Source organism: Synechococcus sp. JA-2-3B'a(2-13) (genome assembly GCF_000013225.1).
Lineage (GTDB): Bacteria > Cyanobacteriota > Cyanobacteriia > Thermostichales > Thermostichaceae > Thermostichus.
On sequence record NC_007776.1, the window covers coordinates 2,823,360 to 2,842,236 of the forward strand.

Genomic DNA, 18,877 nt, shown 5'->3' on the forward strand with positions numbered 1-18,877 from the left:
AGGCTTCTTGGATGTTGCAAGTCAGTTTCAATAGCTTGTGCCTAAATTTCTCCCTCTTGCGCTTCAGGGCTTTTGGACAAGACCGGGCAGCGCCTCTGCCCAGCCACTCGGCCTTACCTCAGGGGGGATCCAACTACCCTGAGCGAGGTCATGGCAACCAACCGCGAAATGGGAATCAGGGGAGAAGGGCTGGGGAAACGTCTCAAACTTCATCTAGACCTGGATCTAGAATGGCCCAAGCTGGTCGGCCCGAGTTGGCTAGACTCCGAACCTTCAGCCCATTGCTTGCCCACGTTTTGATGCCATGAGTTCTTCCGCCGAGCCTACTTGGGATGCCTTAGAGGTGGATCCCGCCCTGCTCACCCCCATGATGCAGCACTATGTGGAGCTGAAGCGGCAGTATCCCCACGCCATCTTGCTCTACCGCCTGGGGGATTTCTACGAGATGTTCTTCCAGGACGCCCAGCGGGTGTCGCGGGAGCTGGAGCTGGTGCTCACCGGGCGGGAAGCAGGGGCCATAGGGCGGGTGCCCATGTGCGGGATCCCTTACCATGCTTTCGACCGCTACGCTGCCCAGTTGGTGGCCAAAGGCTATGCCCTGGCCGTCTGCGACCAGATGGAGCCGGCAGATCAGGCCAAGGGCTTGGTGCGGCGGGAAGTGACGCGGGTGATCACCCCTGGCACCGTCCTCGAAGAGGAGCTGCTGCAGGCGCGGCAAAACAACTACCTGGCAGCCGTCGTGCGGCTCAAAGGATCGAAGCAGGCTCCCTGCCGCTGGGGCCTAGCCTATGCGGATATCTCCACCGGCGAGTTCTGGGTGTGTCAGAGCGAGGGGCAAGAGCAACTGGAGCAGGAACTGGCCCGGCTGCAGCCGGCAGAGGTTTTGCTGCCCACCGAGGAGGGGCTGGGACTAGGCCTCATCCGTCCAGGGGATCCCCAGAAGCCCCTGGGTCTCCCCAACCAATACGCCTATACCCTGCGCCCAGCCGAACCTTTTGAACTGGCGGTGGCGCGGGAGAACCTCATGCAAACCTACGGCCTGCGCTCTCTGGAAGGATTGGGCTGTGAGGGATTGCCTCTGGCGGTGCGAGCAGCGGGAGGGCTTTTGCACTACTTAGAAGAAACCCATTCGCCTCAGCGGTGCGTAGCACCAAAGACCCTGCTGCAGCCTTCTCCCCAGGGAGGCCACCCGCTCCTGCCTCCCCCGCGCACCTACCAGCTCACGGACTACCTCATCTTGGATGCCCAAACCCGGCGTAACTTGGAGCTCACCCAGACCATCCGAGAGGGGGCTTTTGTGGGATCCCTGCTCTGGGTGCTGGATCACAGCCGTACAGCCATGGGGGGGCGCACTTTGCGGCGCTGGTTGCTGCAGCCTTTGCGGGATTCGGAGCAAATTCGCCTTCGCCAAGACACCATCCAGGAGCTCTTGGAAAACCCCTCCCTACGGGCCCGCCTGGGATCCCTCCTGGACTCTCTGTACGACCTGGAGCGGCTGGCCAACCGCGTCGGATCGGGCACCGCCAACCCGCGCGAGCTGGTGGCCTTGGGATCCTCCTTGGGCAAACTGCCCCAGTTGGCCGAGCTGGTGGGGGAAGCCAAGACTCCCCTCTTGCAAAGCCTGCAACAGGTGGATCCCGCCCTGGTGGATCTGGGCCGCCGCATTGAGCACACCCTCTTGCCCTCGCCCCCGCCCATCCTTACCGAAGGGGGTCTGATCCGGCCCGGCGTGGATCCCGAGCTGGACAGGCTGCGGCAGCAGGTGGAGCAAGACCGCCAGTGGGTTGCCCAGTTGGAAAAAAGCGAGCGCGACCGCACTGGGATCCCCACTCTCAAGGTGGGCTTCAACAAGGCCTTCGGCTACTACCTCAGCATCAGCCGCGCCAAGGCCCACCAAGTCCCCAAAGAGTACATCCGCAAGCAAACCCTGACCAACGAAGAGCGGTTCATTACCCCCGAGCTGAAAGAAAAAGAGGCCCGCATCCTCACCGCCCAAACCGACATCAACCAGCGGGAATACGAGCTGTTTGTGCAGTTGCGCCAAGAGGCAGGATCCCGGGCCGAAGCCATCCGCCAAGTGGCCCAGACCCTGGCTGCCGTCGATGCTCTGTTTGGCCTGGCGGAAGTGGCAGTGCAGCAGGGATACACCCGTCCCCTCCTCACAACAGACCGCCGGCTGATCATCGAGGAGGGTCGCCACCCGGTGGTGGAAAAATCCCTGCCTCAGGGCCTCTTCGTGCCCAATTCGGTGCAACTGGGATCCCCCCACGGCCCCGATTTGATCGTCCTCACCGGGCCCAACATGTCCGGCAAGTCCACTTACCTGCGGCAAATTGGGCTCATCCAAATCCTGGCCCAGATGGGCAGCTTTGTCCCCGCGCGGCGGGCAGAGTTGGGCCTCTGCGACCGCGTATTTACCCGCATTGGCGCTGTGGACGATCTGGCTACCGGCCAGTCCACCTTCATGGTGGAAATGAACGAGACCGCCAACATCCTCAACCACGCCGGCGAGCGCTCCTTGGTGCTGCTGGACGAGATTGGCCGAGGCACCGCTACCTTCGATGGCCTTTCCATTGCCTGGGCGGTGGCGGAATACCTGGCCACTCAGGTGCGCGCCCGTACGGTCTTTGCCACCCACTACCACGAGCTCAACCAACTGGAGACCCTGCTGCCCAACGTGGCCAACTTTCAGGTGGTGGTCAAGGAATTGCAAGATCGCATCATCTTCTTGCACCAGGTACAGCCGGGGGGGGCAGATCGCTCCTATGGCATCGAGGTGGGACGCATGGCTGGCCTGCCGCAGCCGGTAATCCAGCGGGCCGAACAGGTGCTGGCCTTGGTGGAAAAACACAGCCGCATCGGCCTGGGCTTGAGAAACCAAGGGAAAAGCCAACCTGCCCAGAAGAACTGCAAAAAAGAGCCCGCTCCCAATCGCAGCCCCGACCCTGCCGTTGGGGATCAACTGTCTTTGATCCCAGCGCCTCTCTTTCCCGATTAGCCTTAGGCTCCCCTACCCCTGTCGGGATCCCGTTCTTGCAACCTCAGGGCTGCAGCCAGCCCATCCAGCTCATCCCGATGCCCCTCCACCCACAGGTGGGATCCAGAAGCCGTTGGCGTTCGTTCCCAGGACGAGAGCGGGACGGAGTCCTCGTCGGCTTCCTGCAGTTTCAGGCGGATTTGTTCCGGGCGTTGGTTGCGCTGCCGGTAGTACCAACCCGCCCAAGGAGAAGCCAGCACCACCATCCAGGGCCAAGCTCCCCACCCCGGCTCAAGGGTCTGCAGCACCAAGGCCAAACAGGCCAGTCCCGTCCCCGCCAGCCCCGTCAAAAAAAGGGCCAGCCCCACGCTAGCCTGACCCTGCCCTGCAAAGGTGGCGATCCCCTCGGCATCGGCGGACTGGAGACGATAGCCACGCCTTTCCAAGTGCTCTCGCAGAGCGGATCCCATTTCTTCCAGGCTGCGACTGCTGAGATAGACGCGAGTCTCAACGCGATCTTTGCCCGCAGCTCGCAGAAAAAAGAATAGACCGATGGCCAATAGAGTCGTCAACGCCAAGGTTGAAACCTTTTCCCCCGTCAGCGGGGCTATGGCCAACCCAAGTGCCTGAGCAGAGCCCAGTCCGCCCAGAGGAAGGGGGTTGACCTGTTCGGGGAGTCTGGCTCCCCCACAGCTGGGTGGGATAGGTGAATGGGAACAGTTCATCGAATAGAATCGAATAGATTGGAATAGGCAAAGCAATTTACACGCTACCTTTGAAGTTTAGACCCTCTAGGATGGATGGGTTACTTCCCCCAAGGACGAGCTGCTGGGTTCACCCTGAGGGCAATACGCTTTTTCGCAGTGGCGGTGACGGTTGAACTGGGGGGATCCTACGCTGGCTCTCATGTCTCTGGGCTGAGAAATGCAACTATAATTAAGTTATGATAAGGGGCTCACGCTCTACCCACCGTGTGACCCCTACGCTGCTACTTCAGCCTTTCCCTATGGGGCATGGGCAGGAGGTCGGGTTGAGGAAGAGGTCAATGTATGATTTCCTCTGACTGCTGTAAGGCGTTGAGCAGGCGCGAAGTTACCGTTGGGGAACACTTAAGCTTAACTTGCTCCACATCACTGACCATTCCTCTCTCAGCCCACTGAACTGCTACCTCTGTCGCTACATCAGCAACACCCTACATGTCTAACTACGAACCTGAACTCAACGACATTTTGTTGGATGGCCCCGCCGATCTCCTCGAGGCTGCCGAAGAAGCAGAGGTGGATCTGGCCGATGGCGAGTTTCTGGAAGAGGAGCCAACCCGCCGCTCCACTGATCTGGTGCGCCTCTATTTACAGGAGATTGGTCGTGTTCCTCTTTTGGGGCGCGATGAAGAGGTGGCCCTGGCCCAAAAAGTCCAAGACTACATGAAGCTCTTGGATTTGCGTCTGCGTTTGCAGAAAGAGTTGGGACGGGATCCCACTCTTGCGGAATGGGTGGCCAAGGCCAACCAGTACCCCGAGTGGGCGCAACTGACCCCTGAAAAGCTGCAGCAGATTCAGCGGATTGGCAAGCGTGCCAAAGAACACATGATCAAGGCCAACCTGCGCCTGGTGGTGTCGGTGGCGAAAAAGTACCAAAACCGCGGCTTGGAGCTGTTGGATCTGATCCAAGAGGGTACGCTGGGCCTAGAGCGGGCGGTGGAAAAGTTCGACCCAAAAAAGGGCTACCGCTTCAGCACCTACGCCTACTGGTGGATCCGGCAGGGCATTACCCGCGCCATTGCCACCCAAAGCCGCACCATCCGCCTGCCCGTTCACATCACCGAGAAGCTGAACAAGATCAAAAAAGCGCAGCGCAAGCTCTCCCAGGAAAAGGGCCGCACCCCCACCATCGAAGACATCGCCTCCGAGTTGGAGATGACGCCGCCTCAAGTACGCGAGCTGTTGGTACGGGTGCCCCGCTCGGTTTCTCTGGAAACCAAGGTGGGCAAAGACAAGGACACCGAACTGGGGGATTTGCTGGAAACTGACGACATTTCTCCAGAAGAGACCATGATGCGGGAAGCCCTGCATCGCGATCTACAGCAGTTGCTCTCGGATCTCACCAGCCGCGAGCGGGATGTGATCCGCATGCGTTTCGGCTTGGGGGATGGGCGCACCTATTCGCTGGCGGAAATCGGTCGCGCCTTGGATCTGTCGCGGGAACGGGTGCGGCAAATTGAGGCCAAAGCTCTGCAGAAGTTGCGTCAGCCGAAGCGGCGCAACCGCGTGCGAGATTACCTGGAAGCTATCAGCTAGTTCCGGCTTGCCAACTTGCTCCCCCGGCGTCCTACCCGTTTCCGCAGTTGGGCTGCTGCCCACTCCACTTCTGGGATCCGCAGGTAGAGAGCTCCGGCGGCGAACAAGCTTAGACCTAAACCCGCGGCCAGCCCGGCCCCAATGACGGCGGTGAGCAGGGGAGACCCCACAATCTCGTAGGAGCGCAGTTGGGTCCACAGCCAATGGCTGAGCCCCCCGGCCAAGACGGTGATCCCCAGCAACGGCAGCAGGGCTTGTCCCATCTCCTGCCAAGGGATCCCTGGCAGGTGCCGGTGCAGCCGGATCCCCAGTCCGATCACGGCTATCAGGTTGACGCCGGCGGTGGCCAGGGCAATGCCCGGCGCTCCAAAAGCCTGCAAAAATAGGAAGTCCAGAAGGGCATTCAGGCCAATGGCCATGCTGCTGATGCGCAGAGGCGTAGCCCCATCCTCCAGGGCATAGAAGATCCGCACCAGCACATCCCGCAGCAGGTAACCGGTCATCCCCAGACCATAGGCCATGAGTAGGGCTGCCACCTCTTGTGTCACCTCCGGCGTAAAGCGCCCCCGCTGGTAGGCCACTTGGACAATGGGCTCGGCCAAAGCCACCAACAGCATCGACAGGGGCAGGGTCACAATTGCCGTAAGCATCAGCCCTTGGCGGATACGCTGGCGCAGCTCCGGCCAACGGGATCCATCCCCTGCCAACTGGGCATAGAGAGGCATCAAGGGCACCAGCACCATGTTGGAGAGGATCCCCAGCGGCGTTTGTACCAGAAGCTGGGCATATCCCAAGTTGCCGATGGTGCGATCCCCAGGTACGAAAGAGGCAAAAAACAGATCCACATAAACATTGATGTGGATCATCCCGGAGGAGATCACCGCCGGCAACATCAGCAAGCCCACCGCCCGTACCTGCGGGGATCCCCACTCAAAGCGCAGGCGCGGTCGCCCCAGCCCTAACCGCACCTGGAGCGGAACTTGGGCCAACCATTGGGCAATGGCCCCGATGAGCACGCCCCAGGCCAGCAAAGTTGGGATCCCCGTCCATCCCAGCGTGACCAGGATCCCGATCACCGCCAAGCTGGAGATCAGCGGGCTAAGGGCAGGCAAGGCGTAGTGTTCGGCAGCATTCAGCGCTCCAAAGCCGATGCCAATCCACCCCGAGAGCAAGGCCAAAGGGGCCATGATCCGCAGTTGCGCAGCGGCCAGAGCATGGACTTCGGGGCTGGCTCCCGGCGCATTCAGGCGCACCACCCAGTCCGCTCCCCACCAAAGGCCCAAGCTGACCAGCAGGAGCAGGCAGCCTACCAAGGTGGAAATGGATTCCAGCCAGGCAGCCGCATCCTCCCTGTCCCGATCCCGCTGCTTTTTGAGGACACTGACGATGGCGCTGTGAAAAGGGCCGTTGATCCCTCCCAGCAGAATCAACAGAAAACCGGGCAGGATGTAGGCTACCCCGAAGGCGCTGTACTCCGGCCCCGAGCCATACACTGCTGCAATCAAAGCTTGGCGAATAAAGCCTATGCCCTTACTGAGCAAGGTCGCCCCGGCCACCAAGCCCGCCACCGACATCAACGAACGGGATGGCCCTGCTGAAGGAGATCCCCCAGGGATCTCTTCCTGAGTGGCAGACTCCTCCATTACCTTGTGTCCTGCACCCCAACCACTGCCTCAACAACAAAGTAAACTACCCGACTCCGACCGCTAAAGCGGTACGGAGCGGGCTTTCGGTAGCCCTGCAGTTGGCAAGCCAACCACGAACCTCTAGGCTGGTTTACGACAGCCCCCAAGAGCGCAATCACATTCGCACCATTCAAATCCGCATCCCCTTCCCATCCACAGTGCCCACACTTGAACGACTTGCCACTGCGGTAGGATTGCGCAGGATCGGGATGGATGTGTAAACACTTGTGACAGGTCTGCGACGTGTAGGCGGGCGGAACAAGAATCAGAGAAACCCCTGCAACCCTCGCCTTGTACTCCAGAAACTGACGTAGTTGGTAGAACGCCCAACTGTTGGTCCTACGCCGCTCGGCTTTGCTGCGTGGCTGTTGATTGACCCTTTCCCGGATCCCTGTCAGGTCTTCCAGAGCAATAGCGCTGTTGGTAGCTTTTGCCCTAGAGACAATAGCTTTGGAGATGCGATGATTGACCCACGTTTTTGCTACGCAACGCTGACGCGACTGAAAGCGTCTCTCCTTGCCAGACAGCCGTTGCAACAGTTCTCTGCATCTGCGCCGCGAACTGCGGGTGCCCTTACTGGCTTTGCGTTGGAGTACCGCCCTCAACCGGGAGTAGTGGTCTCGGACTCTGTTCAACTGCTGTCCATTCCAGTTGTCCCCGTCTGACGTATGGGCAATATCTGTCCTTCCAAAGTCCACCCCGATCACCTTGTCGGTATCTTGTTGCTTGGGTGGCTTTTTCTCTACGCAAATCTGGATGTAGTAGGAGCCATCCTTCCGCTGGACTAGGGTGGCCGATTTGGGGTTAGAGCCAGCCAGCATTCCCCTCTGGTAGTTACCAATGGCTAGCTCAAAGCGTTCTCTCCCTTCAACCGTGGTCAGCGACACCGTCCAGTCTTTTTGACGGAACGAAAAGATGCGAGCGTCGTAGGTAACAAAGCCGCTCTTAAACTCCTTGACGGGACGCTTTTTCTGCTTAGCCACTTTGCGGGAACCCGCTACCCGTCTGCACACCTGTTGGTCGCGTAAGCGGGACGTAGTCCTTGCCAAGTTACTGGACAAGCCAAACCGGGCTCGAATCTCGTAGTAGCAAAGGGATTGCAGCTTGACCGCGTTGACGATCTTCTCCGGCGTGTTCTGGTTGACCCAATTCAAGGCTTGGCCAAAAGCCTCCAAAGTCGCGTCCAATTTGGCGGCTTGCGACGGGGACACCTTGAGCTTGCAGGATATGGTCAGGACTTGGCTCATAAGTTCATTGTACTTCATCAAAGCGCATTCCTCCCGGCACTGACCCTACGGGTACAGTGCGGGGCTCCTGCGATTTCTAGCTGAGGCAGTGCTACAGCCACGGAGCCCAACCGTGGTGCCGAGCGGACAGATTCTGACGGCTTTGAATCGCTGCAGAGGGATGCACAAACTCATGGGCAATGCCTTGATAGGTCAGTTGCAAAGGACTCCGTCCCGCTAATGTGAACAGCAAGGGCCCAGAAGCACCACCGCTCACAGCAGCTCGTCGATCAGCCGCAGCACCTGCTGCAGCTCAGTGCCGGGGATCCTTTGATGTTGTTCCAGGTTGATCTCCACCAACTGTTTGAGGGCGAGGAGCTTCAGGTTGACCTCCACCGCCGCCACCGCAATGGCTTGTGCTGCCGGCAAATAGCCACTGGCCCCCAAATCCAAAAGGGCAGCCCGCCGCAGATGGATGTTGTGGTGATTCAACACCGACAGCAGAGGCTGGGCAAAGGCCGGATCCCCGGTGAGACGATAGCAGGCCCGTGCCGCCGCACATTGCAAACGGATGGAAGTGTGCTCTAGGTAAGGACGAATTGGCTCCAGGGCAGCAGCCACCTGCAGTTGTCCAAGAGCCTCGACAATGGCCTCTAGGGCGGCTTGGGCTTCTGTTTGCAGTCCTCGCTCCACACGGCGCAGCCCTTCCAGCAAAGCGGATCCCAGCTTTTCCACTTCGTCGGGATCCCTGTTGAGGTTGTTGGCAAGGGCAATCTCAACCAGCGCCTGGGCAGCCGCTGCCACCACTTGGCCATCGGAGCAAGACAAAGCCGCCTTCAGGGGAGGGATCCCGGCGAGGGATCCCAGTTTACCCAAAGCACGAGCAGCGTTGCGCCGCAGCGGATATCCCCCTTGAGCGGTGCGATCCGTTTCATCGGCCAGGGCCTCGATCAGGGCCGGGATCCCTTCGGCAATGCGCATGCGCCCCAGCCACCAAGCCGCATAGTAGCGTTCCCCTGGATCCCCGTGGCGCAGCTTGGCGATTTGTCCAGCCGGGGTGAGATCCACCGACGGATTGGGATCCAGAGGAACAGCAGTGGTCATGGAATCAACAACGGAGAGGACACCGAGAAGGGATTAAGCGCTGCGGACACTGACGATCTTGGCGCCCGATTTGAGCAACCGCTGCATTGTCGCCGACAGTTGATCGGCAGAGACGAAAATCTGCTGGTTGGATTTGCGCACTCGGCTGGAAGTGGCCAGCGCCGAAGGCGGATTCAGCAGTCGGGTCACTTCCACACAGAACATGCGATCCGACTGGCCCGTTGGCGGCCCCAGGTGTTTGGAAATGGGGCTGGGCGGCAGCAGGCCCCGCACCCCAATGCGGCGAATGGCCGGGGTAAACCCGGTGGCCAAAGGCATCATCAGACGGGGTCTGGGCCCTTGGGAGCGATCGTTGTTGGCGTAGCCCCCGTAGAGAGCGAAGAGATTGGTAAAGTCGCGGGTGGAATGAGCCTTGCGGTATTCAAACCCACGCGGGTAGGGGACGATGTTGTCTCCAAAAGCTTCTAGGTATTCTGGGCTGTCGATGTAGGAATCGATCTCCGCGCTGTGGCCGCCAGATTGGTAGATGTCCAAATGGCGGGCGATGTCTTTGGGGCTGGTGGGAGCGCGTCCCAGCAGATGCTTGAAATTGAGCTCGATGGCCCGGGTTTGCGAGTTGGGGTAGAAAAACCGCTTTTTGTAGGCTTCGGACTTGGCGATCAATCGCACAAACTCCCGCACCGTCAGGCTGCCCTGGCGCAGCAGCGATTCCGCACTGGCTAGCTCCTTCCTATCGGCCCCAAACAAATGGTCGTTGCCCAGCACCTGACGGTAGATGGCCCGCAGCACCGCATTGAGCTGATCCTGGCTGGCGTTGGGGCGCAACTCCAGTGGGGTGGTCTCCGTAATGCCCCGGATCCCCATCCGGCTTGCCGCTGTAATTGCACTCATGCTAATTCCCCCGATTGAACTGAATGGACACAGATTGAGAACAAGCTTGCGTTTAGGGTCATTTCGATTCAAGCTAGGACATTGCACCCACACCTAAAGTGTTGGTTGCGTCGTCGCGTCGGCGTTGCGGAGCAATAATGCAGGGGGCCAAAAGGCTTTTCAAGGACTCCGTCCCGCTGGCGCGATCAATAGCCCAGGCGTCTCACCCTAGCCTGAAACGACTGTAGAAATCGAAAACTAAAATTAGAAATCAAAAATCGGCAGCCCCAAGCTGCAGAAGAGCAACAGTGGCGCCTTCCTAATTGGGGAGACTGATCCGCAAACCCACGTGGTCAAACGTATCTCTCCGCAACGTAGCAGGCTCACCACCGTTGCCCTCAACAACCTTCCCTCGCCATCCCCCCTGGTTTATGGGATGAGCCAACTGGCTAGCCGGCGTCGCCCTTTTAGAGGGATCCCAAGCCAAGGGTTTAGCTGAGCGCGTTGATGGCGTAGTCGATGTAGGTGTTGGCTTCGGTGGCCGCTTGCCCGGTCAGGCCGTGGTTGGCTTTGATGTAGCGCAGGGCTTCGATGAACCAACTGGGGGAGAGTTCAAAAGCGGCGTTGATCTCGCGGATCCCGGCCAACTGATACTCGTCCAGAGGACCGGTGCCACCGGCTACCAAGCAGTAGGTGATGTAGCGCAGGTAGTGGCGCACGTCACGGGCGCACTTGTCCTTGCCAGCTTGGGTGTGGCACTGCCCACCGGGTTGGGTGGTGTAGGGGAACTTGGCGTAAACGGCTTCGGTGGCACCGCGCACCAGCTCGTCGGCACGGCTGCTCAGAACTCGAGCGGCTTCCATACTGGCGGCAGCCCGCTGAAAACGGCCATTGATGGCCTGCAATTCGCTGTTGCTCAGGTAGCGCCCTTGGCTGTCGGCAGTGGCGATGGCGTCAACAATTGGGGTTTGCATGATTCAAAACGCTCCTTTACTTAACTCAAGCTCAATGCAAAGAACAAAGCAAAAGATTCAAAGTCTCAACTGCAAAATCGCTGCAAAAAAAGTTGCTTTTCTAGGGATCCCCTGCCAACCCGAGTTGTCTTAGATCCCAGAGAGGTCTTCACAACTGGATCCGGACACAACAGAAACTTCAGTCCACAAGGGATCAAACCACAGCGGCAGCAGCGCGATCGAAGTAGGATTCGATTTCGGCAATCAGAGCGCTGCAGTCCCCCCGGGTGATGCCGTTGGGGTCGTTTACCACCGCCACCGCAGCCTTTTTCATCTTTTGGATGCCGTTGGCCACCGAGCTACCGGGGGTGCCCAAGGCTTGATAGGTTTCCCGCAGGCCGTTCAAGCAGCGCTCGTTCAGCACACTGGCATCTCCGGCTGCCACGGCGTAGGTGATGTAGCGGAGAATAATGTCCATGTCCCGCATACAGGCGGCTACGTTACGACTGGGGTAGGCAGGGCCACCGGGAGCGTTCAAATTGGGCTCCTCGGCAAACAACTGACGGATGGCATCGGTCACGATCTTGGAGGCATTGCTGGTGAGGCGGTTCACAGCATCCAAACGCTTGTTCCCCTCAGCAATTACCTGCTGGAGAGCGGCAAACTCGTTCTCTCCCAAAAAAGCGCCTTTGGAGTCAGCTTGGGCAACAACTTTGCCAAATACATCGTTCATGGTTTTGAATCTCCCTAGCGAAAGTAAAAGAGGTTATGAATCCACATTCCCTGCAGCGGACAAGAGAGCACCTGCCGGCCAGGAATGCAACACCGCTTGGATCCCCAGTGCCGAGAGGTGCTGTTTAACTCACAGAACCGCCGACGGGATCAAAGCCGATAGAACCAAGATGAGCAAGCGAAGCTCGCTCCCAGATCCAGGCCTTCATCCAAGGGATCGGACTTGGACAAGAAGCCTCAGCCGCTGCTGGCAACCTCAACTGGCAGACGAGAAGAAGTTGGCTCGCCTTGTTTCCAGTCTTTTTCTACCGCGAAGGCAAGAAGCGATGAAATCAAAAAATGTAAATCGGCTTTACCTCGCGCAAAAAGGCTTAGATCGGTTTTCAATCTGTTTCCCATCTGGGATCCCGGCCAATGCTCCCTATCTTTCGTAGCGGCAGTTTTTTACAAAAGAGAACGTTTCTTGACCTAGCTTTACAATGTGAAGAAAGATGTCAGCCTCAATCGCGGCTTTGCGGCTTGGAAGGGAGCCATTTCAGTGTCAGAGCGAACATTCTCATAAAGGATACATAATTTAACACTTGATTCCCTAAGATTTTCGGTACACACCTTTTACAGAAGTTCTGGATGCCCGCTTATGCCTATTGGGTTGGATCGCACTCCTTCCCCAGAGCTGCTGCAGATGGCGCGTTGGCTTGCAGGAGACTTCAGCAACCAAGAGCAAGCCTGGGAAAATCCACCGTTTTTTGCCCAGATCCGGGTGGCCTACCGCCCCTTGCCGGCCCACGTTTTGGGCGGGATCGGCTTTTATGTGGAGCAAGCCTACAGCGGCCATTTGGAAGATCCCTATCGGCAGGCGGTGGTGGAATTGACTCAGGCAAGCGCTGGGATCGTGATTCGCAACTACCGCCCTCTGGAGCCGCAGCGGTGGCGGGGCTGTGCTCGGGAGAGGGCAGACCAACTGAGTCAACTGCAGGCTGCCGATCTGGCCTATCTAGAGGGGTGTGATGTGCATGTGAAGAGGCAGGGATCCCTCTTTGTCGGCGTGACGGAGCCGGGGTGCCGGTGTTGCGTGGTGCGCAACGGCCAAGCCACCTATTTGCAGACCACCTTGCACCTGAGCGAGAGCGAGTTTTGCAGCCATGACCGAGGGATGGATCCCATCACCCACCGACAGGTTTGGGGAGCCCTGGCAGGCGCTTTTCGCTTCCAAAAAGTGGTCGATTGGCAGGCAGAGCTGCTGCTGTAGGCTTCGGCCCAGCCAGCCCTGCAACCCCACAGTTGACGACGGTATTGCGCACTCTCCCTCAGTCGGCCTTGTGTACACTGTCTTTGGCCGGGATCCAATATTGCCGCGCGATGCTTCCGGGTTCGAGCATGCTGGCAATGGGAATGTTCTTTGCCGCTTGCAGACAGGATACGCTCCTTATCGGCTTAGTGTGGGTGTTCAATGCAGGTGAGGTCAAGCCCAAAGAATGAGCCACGGTCTGGGCGGGCTTGGCACAGCCCTTGGGGAATGGCAATCGCCCTAGTTGGGATCTTGGCCTTGCTGCTGCTCGGTGCCGGCTGTTCTGGCCAGGGGGAATCTGTGGCTTCCCCCCCTGCGTTGATCCCTCTCCCACCTCAACCGGGAACCGAGTCGATTCCCATGCCAGTGCGTACCCTGGGCAACAGCCGCTTCAAGCTCCTGGGCCTGACAGTGGGGGTGGCCGGGAGCGGAGCTGAGGTGTTACTGGATACCGGCTCGGCAGGTTTGCGCATCATAGCGACAGCAGCAGGTCGCTTTGGCCTGGAACGGACGGGGATCCCTTCCACTGTGACGTTCGGAGATGGCACGCAATTTATCGGGGTGTTGGCCCGCGCCCCCTTCAGCATAGGAGGGATCCCCAGTCGGGAGCCGGTAACGATTCAGTTGATCGACCGGATCACCTGTGTGGACGCCCTGGTGGCCAGTTGTTCAGAGAACTTGTTTGGAGAAGGGCGGCCCTTCGCCGGGATCCTAGGCACGTCCTTGGATGAGCGCAGCCCCGACCGCGAGCTGTTTAGTCCGCTCACCCGCCTTCCGGGCAATTTCCGCTCTGGGTACATTATTCAAACGGGGGGCTTCAACTCCACCCAGGGCCTGTTCACGGTTGGCCTAACGGCTGCCAACACCGTCGGCTTCAATTTCCGGCAGTTTCCCCAGGTGGGAAGCTTTCCCGACGGCACACCCATCTGGCGGGATGAGGCTTTGCAAGTGGCCTACAGCATCAGCAACACTTCTATTCAAAATGCTCTCAGCCCCACCGTTTTTGACAGTGGTTCTTCCGACATTTTTCTCAATGTCAGGCTGTTGGGGGCAGCTCCCTTCTCCACCTCGACCTTACCCCCTGGGGCAGAGTGGCGAGCTGTGCTGGAGGGGGCTTTTGACTACCGCATTCGGGTTGGCTTTCCCATTACGCCCAGCCGGGATCGGATTTTCGTCAACGGCAACCAGGGGGTGCAACTGTTGGGCATGCCGCTGTTTTTCAATATCGACGTTGCCTTTGATATTGAAGGCGGTCGGATCGGCTTTCGCCTACGTTGAGACGAAGTTGTTTTCAACATCCAAAAGCATTGGGATCACTTGCGGAGAAGAACTTGCCATGTTCGGCCGAGCCTTGAAAACCGGGAACAGCACGCTGCACAGATGGCCTTGGGTTTGGGGACTGCTGTTGTTGTGTTGGTTGGGGCTAGGTGGGCCAGGGTGGGCCGTGAGCTTAGGGGATCCCTTGCCCGAATGGGCACAGCCCATGCCGGTGGGGCGACAGCGCTTGCGGGGGGTGGAGCAATACCGAGGTCAAGAGCAGATCCGCGCCTATGGCAACGAAGCGGGACGGGTGTTTTGGATTCAAATCCACAGTCATTCAAACTTACCTCCGGATTACCGGGAGTACTTGGGCGAATACCAACACTTTCCGGTAGAAGTCGTAGAAGTGGTGCCCTTGCGAGCCCGACGGCTGCGCTTCCGCCAGGGGGATCGCAGTGCTGAGTGGCAGGTGGTGGGCATGAGCGGTCGGTTTCAGGCGGAGGCGATCAGCAGAGATTTGGCTCCGCCAGGGTTGTTTGGAGATCCCTCGTGAAGAGCAGGAGAATTAGAGCTTATCCTAGAGATCCTAGAGAGAAACTTGAAACTAGAGTCTGCCAATGAATTTACTCCAGAAGAAAGTTGAGGTTACTCTTAATCGCTTCTTCGTCAAGGAGCTAACTCAAGAAGAGCTCACCTTCTATGAGTATAGTTGCAGGCCAAACCCTCTTCCAGATCTAGGAGAGGAGCAGAGGGCTCTCTCCAAGATTTGTAATCAGCTAGGTGTAATGGCTGTTCGTCTGGGAAATCGCATCATAACCCGAGAAAAAGTTCCGGCCAGTAAACTCAAAACAGAGGAATGGGAGTTGGAAGAGCTTGGTTCTAAGGCTCTAGATTGTACAGACCCTACAGAGAGACAGGCTCTAGAAACTTTCGAGCGCAAGAAACTAGATTGGAGTCTAAGATCTAAGTACAAAAGAACAGAGATTGAGCGATCAACAGGAGGAGGATTGATCTGGTGGGTTACGGGTCTGGAAGGAGTAGAACGGATTGAGGACTCGGAAGGAGTAAAACCACTTTGCGGAGATGGGTGGGAGGTTCACAGAGGAAGAGAGCTAGACGTTGTTATTAGACAAGATAAGAAGCTCTATCTAGAGATCGACATCCGATACCATTTCTACAGCCCATGGACGCTGCATGAGTGGCTGGAAAATTACCCAGATGTCTCAATTGAAATTGTACGAAACACATACAGGACAAAAAATAATAAATACCCAACTTGGGAGTATCGAGGCATTATTTCCAATCAGTCGCCAAGGGAAGTATGGTTAGCGGAGCTAAACACTAGCTTAGCGGATTATCATGTACAGAAGTACGGAGCAACTCCAGAAGAAGTTGATGGCTCTCTGGTGGTTCAAGTGGTCTCGAGAGAACGCAATTTCAGACAAAAGGCAGAGCCTATCCTTCATCTATCGCGGAGACTGTCGCCTGTTTTAACTTTGGAGATGCTAGCAAGTATAGAAGATCAAAGATGGACTGGCAAAAAAGTTAGCTCCTTGGTTAGCGAGCACATCAGAAAAAGTTTAGAAGAGAGATTGAAAGAGTCTAAAGAGACCGCAAAAACTATTATAGAAAATGTCTACAATATTTCTGACTTTCAGGCTGATCCCCTAAAAGCAGAAGGATACATTATGCCAAGTCCAAGGCTATTGGGGTTTGGTCATAGACAAGTCCAAAACCCCGCGAGAGTTAGGTACCAAGGATGTGCAAGAGTTGGCGAGACAAAGTTTGGACTTCTAAATCTTGACGATAATAAACGTGAGTATCCTACTGAGGTTCGCAAGTGCCTACTTGAAGTAGCTAAAAAGAGCGGAGCAAGAGTTGAAATAGACTTTTACGCAACCCGTCAAGATTTGCCTGAAGGCGACCTTGCTCAACAGAGGTTTTGGCAAAGCTGGGCCGACAAAGGGATCAAAACCGTTCTGGTTGTCATGCCCTTGTCGCCTAATGAGCACAAGCAAAAGATCCGCTTGCAAGCACTTCGAGCAGGAATAGCAACTCAGTTTATGATTCCTGGAGCTGACCCCTACAAAGCTCTAAATGTCGTACTAGGACTTCTGTGTAAAGCTGCGTGGCAACCCGTGTTGCTTGAACCCCTCGATCATCCTGAGTGCTCCGAGCTTACCATTGGTTTTGATGTGGGGACGAATCGAGAGCTTTACTACGGAACCTCTGCCTTCGCGGTACTGGCCAATGGTCAAAGCTTAGGCTGGGAGTTGCCCGATATACAAAGAGGAGAAACTTTTTCCGGCGAGGCAATTTATCAAACCGTGTCCAAGCTCGTCAATAGATTCTACAACAAATTTCATCGATACCCTAGAAAGGTTCTTTTGATGAGGGATGGCTTAGTTCAAAGAGGCGAATTTGATAAAACAATTGAGGAACTAAGAAAAGAAAAGATTGCTGTGGATATTGTTGGAGTGCGCAAAAGTGGCACAGTCAGAATGGGAAGAGAGGAAAAAGGAAGCTATAGAGACGCTGCAATGGGCACTGTCATTTTTGACCATGAACGAAGGTCATTTATGCTCGTAACAAGCCAGCCCATTAAGAAGTCCTCGGTGCCAATTGGCAGCGCAAGACCGCTGCGAGTTGTCCATGAACACGGCAACACTCCTTTGGAAGTTCTGGCTATACAAACTTACCATCTCTCCCAGCTTCATCCCGCCAGTGGTTTTCAAGCCTGTAGGCTTCCTTGGGTATTGCACTTTGCCGACAAAAGCAGTAAAGAGTTCCAGCGCATTGGCAACAGCATTTTTAGTGTGCTGCAGAACATAAACCGAGAGAAGTTGATTGCCGTCTAGCCAAGGGAGGGGATCCCCACCTGCCGGCCTTGCTAGGATTGGGGGGGTGGTTGGTGTTGCGGCTATGGAGATGAATGAGGTCTGGAAGACCTTTCTGAGCAATCCTGTTCCGTTCTGTGGCGGTTTTCTCAGCGGCCTGCTGCGTTTGGATGTGAAGCAAGATCCGCTGCGCAGTTGGCTGGAGTCCCAGGGGCTGAGGGTGGAGGAGCCCCCGCCTTCCGGTCGCTCCGACGGCCCCCAATCCATTTCCATTGAATAGGCGTACTCAATCGGCGGGCAGAGAGTAGGGATCCCTTCCGAACGCTTTCTCTCAGGTGTGGGAAGCGCTCTGATCCGGGCACAAGCAGCGACAAGAAGGGCAGCAAGAGCGGTGTTGCGAGGTGAGCTGATGTTCCCTGAGCCCTCCCAATTTAGGAAGCGGCAGGGATCCCTTCGAGGCTGGGGCTATCTCGGCGGGGTGGTGTTCCTGGCAACGGGACTGGTCGGTCTGCCGTCAGGGGATCCAGCCGTGGCCCAATCGGCTCCCTCTTCTCTTGCCAGCCCTAAGCAGGATCCCCAAGCTTGGCTGGAGCGCTACAACGCCGCTCTAGAGCAATTGCCCCCTTTGCCCAACTTGCAATATCGCCAGCAGGTGCGGGTGGAGGGATCCCAAACCTTCACAGCCACGTTGGATGTGCTCTACCGCCGCGACGGCAGTTGGCAGGCTTGGGTAGCCGAAGGGGATCGCATCCGCCTCTTGGATTCGCGCCAATTGGAAGTGGTGAACCAGTCGGATCTGCTGCAGCTGTACTCGGTGTATGTGAGCCGACCGGAAGCCCTCTTGCCCTCGGTGAGCTTTTACTTGAAGGCGGATCCCAGCCGCTACCGCGTCCTCTCCTCAGAACGGGTGGATTTGGCTGGATCCCCTGTCCAGCACTTGCGCCTAGAGCCCATTCAGGAAGGCCAGTTGCGGGAGCTGTGGCTGGATCCGCAGTCGGGGCTGCCGCGGCAGGTGTTGCTGTTTTTGTCGGGGGTGTGGGGGCAGGCCTATGTCCTGATGGGGTTTACGGCGGTGCCAGCTCCCGAGGGAGGGGAGCGCTACTGGCTGCCGGAGAGCACCCGCATCAATTTGGGCTATGGCTTTTGGACCCTGGAGGGCCTGAACCGCCGCGTGTTCAGGGGATCCCTGTCCATCCAGCATGACTACCAGGACTACCGCATTTTGCCAGAAGGGACGCAGTTGCGCTTTTTGCCTTCGCAGCCGCCGGTGGATGCGCCGCCGGTGGTAGCCGGCCTGCCGGGGAGCGCTCCTCAAGCGGAGTTGGGAGATGTGCGGGCCTTGGGAGTGGATGAGCAGGGCAACCAGCAGTTCAGCATTGGCCTGGGCCGGCGCTCCAGCCCGGACAATTCCTTGGAAGACCGAATCGTTGCTTTCAACCTAACCCGACCCACCAGCCGCAACGCCCTGACCCAAATCGATACTTTAGCTCTTTTGCCTCTGGGGAATGGCCAGTTGCCCATCTATCTCTTCCAATTCGACACCGGTCGCCCCCTCTCGCCCCTGCAGGGGGTAGAGCGCCCGCAGGTGGATCCCAACGAGGTCTTCGCTCCTAAGCCGCCAGCCATCAAACTCTTTGGAGATTAGCTC

General features: G+C 57.5%; 15 protein-coding genes and 1 pseudogene. 8 read left to right on the plus strand and 8 right to left on the minus strand.

Features of this window, described 5'->3' with window-relative positions; all coding sequences use genetic code 11:
- The first annotated feature begins 304 nt into the window (after positions 1-304).
- Positions 305-2,998, plus strand: coding sequence for a DNA mismatch repair protein MutS (gene mutS / locus CYB_RS13005; RefSeq protein WP_238376810.1), 2,694 nt, complete (start codon positions 305-307; stop codon positions 2,996-2,998).
- Between the two features lie 2 nt (positions 2,999-3,000).
- Here the strand turns inward: mutS and CYB_RS13010 are convergent, their stop codons facing one another.
- Complete coding sequence (locus CYB_RS13010; protein ID WP_238376811.1) at positions 3,001-3,594, minus strand: cofactor assembly of complex C subunit B; 594 nt, start codon at positions 3,592-3,594, stop codon at positions 3,001-3,003.
- A 579-nt stretch (positions 3,595-4,173) separates the two neighbouring features.
- On the opposite strand from CYB_RS13010, the gene sigC reads away from it, so the two are divergent.
- A complete protein-coding gene (gene sigC / locus CYB_RS13015; RefSeq protein ID WP_011434275.1) occupies positions 4,174-5,274 on the plus strand; it encodes an RNA polymerase sigma factor SigC in 1,101 nt (366 codons plus the stop codon).
- On the opposite strand, the gene murJ is transcribed toward sigC, so the two are convergent.
- From murJ to CYB_RS15255, 7 genes and pseudogenes are all read right to left on the minus strand, one after another.
- A complete protein-coding gene (gene murJ, locus CYB_RS13020; RefSeq protein ID WP_011434276.1) occupies positions 5,271-6,917 on the minus strand; it encodes a murein biosynthesis integral membrane protein MurJ in 1,647 nt (548 codons plus the stop codon). The two genes, sigC and murJ, sit on opposite strands and share 4 nt — an antisense overlap.
- 46 nt (positions 6,918-6,963) lie before the next feature.
- Positions 6,964-8,206 (minus strand): annotated as a pseudogene (locus CYB_RS13025) (RNA-guided endonuclease InsQ/TnpB family protein).
- Positions 8,207-8,458: 252 nt separating this feature from the next.
- The gene (locus CYB_RS13030) at positions 8,459-9,289 is read right to left on the minus strand and encodes a HEAT repeat domain-containing protein (protein ID WP_011434278.1); all 831 of its coding nucleotides are present in this window, start codon (positions 9,287-9,289) and stop codon (positions 8,459-8,461) included.
- Between the two features lie 33 nt (positions 9,290-9,322).
- A complete protein-coding gene (locus tag CYB_RS13035; RefSeq protein WP_011434279.1) occupies positions 9,323-10,180 on the minus strand; it encodes a phycobilisome rod-core linker polypeptide in 858 nt (285 codons plus the stop codon).
- Between the two features lie 470 nt (positions 10,181-10,650).
- Positions 10,651-11,133 (minus strand): phycocyanin subunit alpha, encoded by a 483-nt coding sequence (locus tag CYB_RS13040; protein ID WP_011434281.1) that lies wholly within the window; start codon positions 11,131-11,133, stop codon positions 10,651-10,653.
- Between the two features lie 193 nt (positions 11,134-11,326).
- The gene (locus CYB_RS13045; protein WP_011434282.1) at positions 11,327-11,845 is read right to left on the minus strand and encodes a phycocyanin subunit beta; all 519 of its coding nucleotides are present in this window, start codon (positions 11,843-11,845) and stop codon (positions 11,327-11,329) included.
- 236 nt (positions 11,846-12,081) lie between these two features.
- Positions 12,082-12,243 carry a hypothetical protein gene (locus tag CYB_RS15255; protein ID WP_187147243.1) on the minus strand — a complete coding sequence of 54 codons (162 nt, stop codon included), beginning with the start codon at positions 12,241-12,243 and terminating at the stop codon, positions 12,082-12,084.
- A 238-nt stretch (positions 12,244-12,481) separates the two neighbouring features.
- Here CYB_RS15255 and CYB_RS13050 point away from each other — a divergent pair, with 238 nt between their 5' ends.
- The 6 genes from CYB_RS13050 (at position 12,482) to CYB_RS13075 (ending at position 18,874) form a co-directional block, all read left to right on the plus strand.
- Entirely contained in the window at positions 12,482-13,093 is a 612-nt protein-coding gene (locus CYB_RS13050) for a chromophore lyase CpcT/CpeT (protein ID WP_041436847.1), read from the plus strand.
- Between the two features lie 339 nt (positions 13,094-13,432).
- Complete coding sequence (locus CYB_RS13055; RefSeq protein ID WP_187147244.1) at positions 13,433-14,410, plus strand: hypothetical protein; 978 nt, start codon at positions 13,433-13,435, stop codon at positions 14,408-14,410.
- Positions 14,411-14,468: 58 nt separating this feature from the next.
- Positions 14,469-14,945 (plus strand): hypothetical protein, encoded by a 477-nt coding sequence (locus tag CYB_RS13060; protein ID WP_041436850.1) that lies wholly within the window; start codon positions 14,469-14,471, stop codon positions 14,943-14,945.
- Positions 14,946-15,177: 232 nt separating this feature from the next.
- On the plus strand, positions 15,178-17,250 hold the full coding sequence (locus CYB_RS13065) for an argonaute PAZ domain-containing protein (RefSeq protein ID WP_238376813.1): 2,073 nt from the start codon (positions 15,178-15,180) through the stop codon (positions 17,248-17,250).
- Between the two features lie 46 nt (positions 17,251-17,296).
- Positions 17,297-17,509: a hypothetical protein gene (locus CYB_RS13070; RefSeq protein ID WP_238376814.1), complete on the plus strand. Its 213-nt coding sequence runs from the start codon at positions 17,297-17,299 to the stop codon at positions 17,507-17,509.
- Between the two features lie 129 nt (positions 17,510-17,638).
- Complete coding sequence (locus tag CYB_RS13075) at positions 17,639-18,874, plus strand: hypothetical protein (protein ID WP_011434288.1); 1,236 nt, start codon at positions 17,639-17,641, stop codon at positions 18,872-18,874.
- Positions 18,875-18,877: the final 3 nt, after the last annotated feature.